Genomic DNA, 8,720 nt, shown 5'->3' on the forward strand with positions numbered 1-8,720 from the left:
CGTTGAGTACGCCTACGCAATATTTCAAGGCGTTCTCCGGCTTTATATCACTTGCATCGCTTTATATTACTCATTTCAGCTATATATTACGAATTGAAGATTAGACCTTCCAATGCCTGCAATGCCCTCTGAGCGATGGCTTGATTTCGTTGCTGTTTGTTTTTTATACGCTGCGATAAAGGCGGCATTATACCAAAATTAGCATTCATCGGCTGAAAATCATTTCCTGTATACGTCGAAACGTAAGCAGCCAATGAGCCTATGGCAGTATCAGCGGGAAATACGAGAGGCTGGCGCCCCATCGCCAGTAATGCGGCGTTTATGCCCGCCACCAAGCCTGATGATGCCGATTCGACGTAACCCTCCACACCGGTTATCTGCCCTGCAAACAGTATGTTAAGCTTATCCCTCATCTGATATGTCGGCAATAAAAGGTGCGGCGAATGTATATAAGTATTTCGATGCATTACGCCGTAGCGTACAAACTCGGCATTTTCCAAGCCAGGTATAAGGCGAAAAACGCGTTGTTGTTCACCCCATTTAAGATGAGTTTGAAAACCCACCATATTATACAATGTACCCTCAGCGTTGTCCTGACGCAATTGTACCACCGCATACGGCCTATAGCCCTCTATCTCTATCCCGACGGGTTTCAGCGGGCCAAATCGCAATGTGTCCTTGCCTCGGCGAGCCATTTCTTCAATGGGCATGCAACCCTCAAATAATATTTGTTTATCAAGGTCTTTAAGCGGCGCAGTTTGTGCATTAACCAATTCACTCCAAAAGCGTTCATACTGTTCTTTATCCATAGGACAGTTTATATAATCGCTCCCGCGACCATATCTGGACGACTTAAAGGCTTTGTTCATGTCTATGGTATCATACATTACTATAGGAGCAACGGCATCGTAGAAGTAGAGATAATGCCGGCCGGTAATCGCGCTTATCTTTTGAGCGAGTGCATCCGATGTCAAAGGACCGGTAGCTATGACTGTTATTCCATCATCGGCTATGTCATCCACTTCCTGCCTCATAACGTTTATATGCGGATGGCGGCACAGCGTGTCAGTGATAAAAGATGAGAACCCTTCTCTATCCACCGCTAGCGCTCCGCCCGCCGGTATTTTGTAGCGGTCAGCCGCCATCATTATAATCGAGTTTAATCTGCGCATCTCTTCTTTCAGCAAACCTACGGCATTTTCCAAACGATCCGACCGCAGGGAATTGCTGCATACCAATTCTGCAAATCTATCTGTGGTATGCGCCGGCGTCGTATGCACCGGGCGCATCTCGAACAAATTCACATCTATGCCGCGCTGCGCTATCTGCCATGCAGCCTCGCTACCGGCCAATCCTGCCCCTATCACATTAACTATTGCCATCTTTGGCCTCCCCAGCTAATTTCTGACCCGTATACTTACAATCCTTATTGCTACATCTGGTGTATTTTCTGCCGTTTTTGCTGTACTTTATTACCACAGGATAACCGCATTCGGGGCATAGCTCTCCTGTAGGTTCATCCCAACTTACAAAATCGCATTGAGGATAATTTTCGCATCCGTAGAATTTCCTGCCCTTTTTGGAACGTTTGATTTGTATATGCCCGCCGCATTATTTTTTCTATGCTTTGATCGGCCTTGTCTAATACTGATTTAAAAGGAAAGTAGAATTCGCTGATTACCTTGTGCCAATCCTTTTGTCCCTCTTCCACATCGTCCAGCATTTGCTCCATCTGAGCCGTAAAGCTAACATCCACTATGTCAGGAAAATGTTCTTTTAACATATCGTTTACCAGTAGGCCTAATTCGGTAGGCTTAAGCGTCCGTTTTTCGCGCACTACATAGCCGCGTTCCACAATAGTCGATATAATAGGAGCATATGTGCTCGGCCTCCCTATGCCTTTTTCCTCCAGCGCTTTAACCAGCGAAGCCTCGGTATATAGTGGCGGCGGTTGTGTGAAATGCTGCTCCGGCATCCATTTCTTTAATATAAGGCGTTGTCCTTCTTCCAATGGAGGGAGTTTCTGCTCTTTATCATCATTGTCATCGTCCTGTCCCTCCATATATAACGCCAGATGACCCGGGAAGATCAATGTGGACCCGGAGGCCTTAAATACATAGTTTCCCGCCTTTATTGTAACCGATATGGTATCATATACGGCATCGCTCATCTGGCTGGCTATAAAGCGGTTATATATCAGTTCGTATAGCCTGTATTGGTCGCGCGGCAAAAAAGATTTTACGTAATCCGGCGTATAATTTATATAGGTAGGGCGTATGGCCTCATGAGCATCCTGCGTACCTTTGCGATTCCTGAATTCATTGGGCTTATCCGGAACGTAATTGCTGCCAAAACGTTCGGCAATATAATCCCTGGCCTCGCGCTGGGCCTCCTGCGATATACGTACCGAATCGGTACGCATATACGTTATCAGGCCAACCATGCCTTCCTTCCCCAGTTCCACGCCCTCGTATAGCTGCTGTGCCACAGCCATCGTTTTCTTGGCTGTAAAACCCAGCTTTCGCGCTGCCTCTTGCTGCAGTGTACTGGTAACGAAAGGAGCGGAGGCCTTTCTTTTTCGCTGTCCCCTCTCTATTTTTTCTACTATAAAATCAGAACCATCGATATCTTTTATTATCGCATCCACTGATTGTTTATCCTTCAGCTCTTGTTTTTTGGTACCTTTGCCATAAAAGCGCGCTTCAAGTTCCTCGCCTTTATCAGAAGCCAGAAGAGCCGTCAGTGTCCAATATTCCTGTGGAACGAAATTATCTATCTCTTGCTGGCGGTCGCATATCAAACGCAACGCCACCGACTGAACGCGTCCTGCGCTCAATCCCTTGTGTATTTTCCTCCATAAAAGCGGACTTATGCTGTAACCCACCAGCCTATCCAATACCCTTCTAGCCTGTTGTGCGTCGACTAGATTTTTGTCGATAGGTCGGACATGCTTTAACGCATCTTTAATAGCATTCTTGGTTATTTCATGGAATTCAATACGGCACGCCTTATCTATATCTATATCCAGCAATTGTGCCAAATGCCAGGATATAGCCTCACCCTCTCTATCAGGATCGGTAGCCAGCAGCACTCGATCAACTGCTTTGGCCTGTTTCTTTAACTTATCCACTATTTCGCCTTTACCGCGTATGGTTATATATTTTGGTTCGAAATCATGCTCTATATCTATGCCCATCTGACTTTTGGGTAGATCTCGCACGTGGCCCATAGACGCCTCTACTTTATATCCCCTGCCCAAAAACTTGCTTATAGTCTTAGCTTTAGCCGGAGATTCCACTATAACCAGATTATTGGCCATATCGATTCACCCCTTTATGCGTTTTTTATAAATAGTGTCCCTGGTAATTGTTTTATTATGCCTTTTATTTCGAGAGATGTCAATACTCCGTTTACTTCCGCAGCACTCATTTTCGATAAAACGCATAGCTTCTCTGCGCTTACCGGCTGGCTGTCCTGAAAGAATTTCAATAAACGCTGCTCTTCTATATTCAGTTGATTGACAGCTATATCTCCTGCAGCGATATTTGCATTAAATTTGACGCCGAATTCTTCCAATATATCCTGTACATCGGTTATCGGTTTTGCGCCTTGTTTTATAAGACGATTGGTGCCAATGCTGTTGGGACTGGTTATATTGCCGGGAACCGCCATAACATCGCGGCCTTGCTCCAGCGCGAAATCAGCCGTGATCAGAGCACCGCTGGTATTGCCGGCTTCTATAACGAGAGTAGCCAGTGACAAACCGCTTATGATCCTATTACGTTGGGGAAAGTTACCCCTAAGCGGCTCCATTCCGGGAGGGAATTCCGATATTACTGCGCCATGCGATATTATATCGTAATATAAAGGCTTATGCTCAGGCGGATATATCATATCTACGCCGCAGCCTAGCACCGCTAATGTCCTTCCGCCGGCATCTATGGCAGCCTTATGCGCCAATCCGTCTATACCACGGGCCATGCCGCTGACTATAGTGATGCCGGCGGCCGCCGCCTGCGAGCAAAGTTTATCGGTCACTGTACGACCATAAGCGCTGCACCTTCGGGTACCCACTACCGCAACGGCCATCTCGTCTTTAACATTATCTATCTTACCTTTTACGTATAATGTTGGAGGTGGGTTATATGTTTCCTTAAGGTTTTTCGGATAATCCGGCGATGTAGATATAAGCACATCAATGCCATTTTTCTCAATATCAGCTACCAATTTTTCAACATATTTTTCGTCCCTATATTGTCGCAGTATATTCCATAATTGCGTGCCCATACCTTCTACATCGGGATTATAAGGAGATGATAACGCTGCCCATACATCTGATGCACTGCCTAGCGCTTCTATCAATGCATAAAAGCGATTGGGGCCTATTCCTGTTATGCTGGATAACCAAATCCAATGCAATTCTTCAGAAGTCAAATTTATCCACCACCATATAAATTACTACGGGTTGAATTATATCATAGATAATACTTATAGTGAATCAAAAATTACTGCTCAGCGTATATGTTAACTTTTTTATCGCTGAGCAGTAACAAAACGGAAGGATTTCTATCGCTAGTTATATATGAGCCAGTTTATCAATTGTGCTGAATAGGCATCGATGTCCGTTCCTGGCTATTTATCATCGGCCAATATCATAGATTCGATCATTTTGATCGCATCGCTTTCGGATATTGTGGCCGTAACTTCGTATTGGATATTGTCATCATACCATACGGCGTATATGCTGTCATTGCCTGTGGAAAGCAGGATCACATCCACATTGCCTATTTTGACCGTTTTGCCCGAAGCATCAGCGACAAGAGCATTAGCATCAAAACCGTTAACATTCGATATTTGTATTATACTTATCTGCCCATTCCGATCGTTTGCATACGACAGCTTGATTATATAGTCGTTACCAACCATAGGTTTTTCATCTATAGCCTTTAGCGTATAACCCGCCGGTATATATGACGGTATCAACGCTTTGTGTTTTAGATCGGCCTGGGCATCATCAGCTATATCGCCGGCATCCGCTTGGTCGCTCTCCTTATCGGGTATATCTGCATCATTATCTGCATCCGACTGGGTTATGGACAAAAAGCCATCTCTTATTTCCATTAATGTCTTTACAATATCGAACTTAAACGCTTGGGCCGTCGGCATACTGGCCGCCATAGATAAGACCAGCGACAGTATCACGATGCAGGCCGCTACCGCTATGACCTTTTTTGCAGTTCGTTTACTTTTATGTTTATCATTTCGTTTCTTCACATCGGCGATGTCTATAACGCGCAAACGTGATGCTTCATCTGGCGCCAGCTTATCCATAAACTCTTGGTAATCGGGTACCTCTATATCCCCTAAGCCTTCTATCATATCGGCTTTGCTGTGAAGTACATCTTTTAAAATATCATCCATCTTATCCATCGGGCTACCCCCTTTCCCCTTTTAGTTCCGGTTCATTTTGCAAATAATTTACAATCTCAGCATGTATAATCCGCTTAGCCCTATAATGTCGGGTTTTTACGGTATTATAGTTTATACTCAGCACCTTAGCTATTTCTTTAAAAGAAAGCTCTGACCAATATCTCAATATTATCACTTCCCTATAATTAGGCGGCAAAGCATTTATGATATTCACTATATAAGTTTTGATCTCGTCATCCAATATTATATTTTCAGGTAAAGTAAAGTCATATCCATAGTCTGTATTATCATCCAGCATTTCTATCATGGTCTCCCTTTCATGCATCTTCAATGCGCTTATAGCCTCCCTCTTAGCGATAGAAAATACCCATGCCTTGAATTTATCAGGATCCCTGAGGTCATCGATCTTGTTATAGGCCTTCATCATAGCATTCTGCATAACATCATCCGCTATAACCTTGTTCCTCACTATAGAATAAATAAAGCTATATAACTCTCTATATATAAGAGGCATCAACTCATTAAAAAGTTTCACGCCGCTGGATTTATTTTTATCGACCACGATCTTTTACACCTTCTTTCATGTTCACTTATATATATTCGACAAAATATTAATATTTCCTTCTATTGATTGATGCAAATGCGCTTAATCGATAATAAAAATATTTTTGAAAAAATGCAACTTTTACGCCATAGAATAGTCTTATATATAAAGAAGAAAACGGGATTGGAGGTGATTCCATTGGGTGATTATTAAAGGAATGTGAGCGACAACTTGCTATTACTTATTATATGCTTCCTTCGGAGGCAGGCTCACAGATGACATACTACTGGAAATTTTGTTGATTTGCCTCTACAAATATTATTATACGAGGTTGTTCATGATGAAGAAAAAATTTTGGATATTCATTCTGTGTCTTGCTATTTTATTGGTTATCATAGCAGCAATTACTACAAATAGTAGTAGGCAAGAAACTGGTATCACCGCCTTGTATTCAGAAGAAACAGGACAAATAACGGTTTACGCCGCCAGATCTTCCAATAAACATGAGCATTATGAATATCGAACAGAAGGGAAAGAAATAGTTGCATTATCAAGTCATTATGTAGAAGATGGTACTGATGTATTTGTTTTTGATATTATTGACAATGGTACCTAAAAATTACATTTTCTTATTGTTGACCCTCAAAATATAAGTGGTGAATATTACGGTTATGCACTTGAAATTGCTATTACAGACGATGTTATTAGTTTAAACAATATGCTTTGGAGACGAAACTGAATAACAGTATCATGAAAAGAAGGCTCTCGAAGACCGACTAGGGAGTTCAATAGATTTCCAACATAGTCCATACAGCTTTCGTAATAGGGCCTAACAAAGGTGAATGTTGGAGGTAAGGCATAAACAGTCGAACCTTTAACATAGATTTTAAGAGCTTTCGGAGTTTACGAAAGTACTCAGTATAGGAGGTGGAGGTGTTACGTTTGTTTAAACGTTTGTTCAGACGGTTGTTCGGAAAAGAAGGTCAATCACCAATCTTTTGGCTTGTATTAGGACTTTTATGGAGTATAAGCACATTTTTAGAGATATTAGAGAATGGTTTTCTCCCTGCTTATGTGCTTTTTTGTCATTATATTGGTATGCTGGTGCCATTTATTTTACGATTAAACAACGCAAATCTTAAAGGAGGTGCGCCCGTTCTTTATATGTTAGGATAGTTGTCGTATAAGGGGCTAAACCGATACTGCTTGAAATTTTGTGAGGGGAAGTAGGCAATCCCTTCACGATAACAAATTATTTTGGAAAGGAGTGCCAAGACTGTTTACTCTACGTATATTTAATAAAAATAATGAAAAATTACCAGACTTTATTGTCAGGAGTGATAATTGCTGTAGGAATTGTCATTGCTGGTATACTAATTGCAAATGCAATTCACTATGGTTTTGATAAGTAACCGACTATCGTACATATGATACTAACCAACGAAGCTGGTATAACAAAGAAAATCGCTAATCCGGTTTTTAAAGAAAAATTCAACATTTCTTCAAAATTAAAAACTATATTAGGACTCGTTAAATAAACAATTAAATATGGCACAAAAAGAACTGTGAATATACAGATAGGAGCTATCAAGAAATATAATTTTTTATTATATTTCTTGTTAATATTTTCAAATATCTTAAAAATCCCTATGGGATATAGTATTGAAATCACGACTCCCATAAAAACAATCATATTGCCAATATTAATGTCCACTCCATCATCCCCAATCGCATAACAGCATAACAAGCAAATCTTGTCATGCCATTTTAATCTATGCTATATTATACCACATCATGTCTAGAGATCGTGCTTTATATAATAATTTCCCTTTAACAAAAATATTTTTTAAAAAATGAAACTTTTACGCCATAGGATAGTCTTATATATAAAGAAGAAAACGGGAGATGATACCATGACCTAGAAGAATCATTAGTATAAGAGATTTGAGCGGTGGCAATTGGGTATAAATACATAAAAATATAATGGAGGTTGGTAATATGAGTAGAAAGTTGTATTTAACTGTCGCAGTATTAGTTATGGCTGTATTGTTGATGCCGATGTATACCTCAACCGTTTACGCGGCTCCTTTAGATAAGGCACGCACGTATTCCATAGTGCCTACAGAAGGCACTCCTTCAGAATATCCAGATTATGGCGTGGGATATTATTATGGATCTGGAGCTTTGCAACAAGCAAATTCTTACAGTGCCGGAACAAGCGGTGCCGGTTATTTATTGGTCTGCAGAAGTACGATTATGCAACAACCCGGCGCTTATGTTCTTAAAGCTGTAGGCGAGAGCATAGCCAATAAAGTAGTGGATAAGGTATCTTATAATCTCTATTTCCAGATGTGGGATGGTTATAAATGGGTTACTATTGGCAGTGAGAGTTATGCCGAATATAATAGCGACACAGCTATAAGCATGCATTATAAAAGCGTTAGCCCTCGAAAATACTATAGGGTGACGACTTATCATTATGTTTTAGATAACGGCCAAGCAGACATAAATTCTACAACAACGGGTTATATATACGTCGAATAAGCCGCTGAAAGCAAACAGCATTTAACTTGCCGGTATCTGGCATAAATATAAGATACCGGCATTATTTTATTATAGACCCGGTAATGGCATCTATTATATGGGAAAATAATATCCTCAGTATCAGTGCCGTAGGTACTGCCAGCAGCATGCCTATTATACCGAAGAAGCTGCCACCTATAAGCAAAAATAATATAACATATAC

Annotated in this window: 7 protein-coding genes and 1 pseudogene; 3 read left to right on the forward strand and 5 right to left on the reverse strand. The window is 41.2% G+C overall.

The features are described 5' to 3' along the window. Positions 1–86: 86 nt before the first annotated feature. The 5 genes and pseudogenes from trmFO to JG770_RS10285 all read right to left on the reverse strand — a co-directional run bounded on the left by trmFO (position 87) and on the right by JG770_RS10285 (position 5,992). On the reverse strand, positions 87–1,382 hold the full coding sequence (gene trmFO, locus JG770_RS10265) for a methylenetetrahydrofolate--tRNA-(uracil(54)-C(5))-methyltransferase (FADH(2)-oxidizing) TrmFO (protein WP_291958633.1): 1,296 nt from the start codon (positions 1,380–1,382) through the stop codon (positions 87–89). Further along, a pseudogene (topA, locus tag JG770_RS10270) lies at positions 1,369–3,319 on the reverse strand (type I DNA topoisomerase). The gene trmFO and the pseudogene topA overlap by 14 nt, the downstream one beginning before the upstream one ends. Positions 3,320–3,333: 14 nt before the next feature. Then, positions 3,334–4,434, reverse strand: coding sequence for a DNA-processing protein DprA (gene dprA / locus JG770_RS10275; RefSeq protein ID WP_291958635.1), 1,101 nt, complete (start codon positions 4,432–4,434; stop codon positions 3,334–3,336). 198 nt (positions 4,435–4,632) lie between these two features. Next, complete coding sequence (locus JG770_RS10280; RefSeq protein WP_291958637.1) at positions 4,633–5,430, reverse strand: DUF4367 domain-containing protein; 798 nt, start codon at positions 5,428–5,430, stop codon at positions 4,633–4,635. A gap of 4 nt (positions 5,431–5,434) precedes the next feature. Then, entirely contained in the window at positions 5,435–5,992 is a 558-nt protein-coding gene (locus JG770_RS10285; protein ID WP_291958639.1) for an RNA polymerase sigma factor, read from the reverse strand. Positions 5,993–6,311: 319 nt separating this feature from the next. On the opposite strand from JG770_RS10285, the gene JG770_RS10290 reads away from it, so the two are divergent. From JG770_RS10290 to JG770_RS10300, 3 genes are all read left to right on the forward strand, one after another. Continuing rightward, positions 6,312–6,590, forward strand: coding sequence for a hypothetical protein (locus JG770_RS10290; protein WP_291958642.1), 279 nt, complete (start codon positions 6,312–6,314; stop codon positions 6,588–6,590). Between the two features lie 326 nt (positions 6,591–6,916). Further along, a complete protein-coding gene (locus JG770_RS10295; protein ID WP_291958644.1) occupies positions 6,917–7,150 on the forward strand; it encodes a hypothetical protein in 234 nt (77 codons plus the stop codon). 822 nt (positions 7,151–7,972) lie between these two features. Continuing rightward, positions 7,973–8,518 (forward strand): hypothetical protein, encoded by a 546-nt coding sequence (locus JG770_RS10300; protein ID WP_291958647.1) that lies wholly within the window; start codon positions 7,973–7,975, stop codon positions 8,516–8,518. The last annotated feature ends 202 nt before the right edge of the window (positions 8,519–8,720 follow it).

The sequence above is a fragment of the Mahella sp. genome, from assembly GCF_020054945.1.
Lineage (GTDB): Bacteria > Bacillota > Clostridia > Mahellales > Mahellaceae > Mahella.

What these genes read in the sequence shown, in the direction of transcription:
- JG770_RS10280 (WP_291958637.1), bottom strand. Translation starts at nt 5,430, where the DNA reads ATGGATAAGATGGATGATATTTTAAAAGATGTACTTCACAGCAAAGCC.
- trmFO (WP_291958633.1), bottom strand. Translation starts at nt 1,382, where the DNA reads ATGGCAATAGTTAATGTGATAGGGGCAGGATTGGCCGGTAGCGAGGCT.
- JG770_RS10290 (WP_291958642.1), top strand. Translation starts at nt 6,312, where the DNA reads ATGATGAAGAAAAAATTTTGGATATTCATTCTGTGTCTTGCTATTTTA.
- JG770_RS10300 (WP_291958647.1), top strand. Translation starts at nt 7,973, where the DNA reads ATGAGTAGAAAGTTGTATTTAACTGTCGCAGTATTAGTTATGGCTGTA.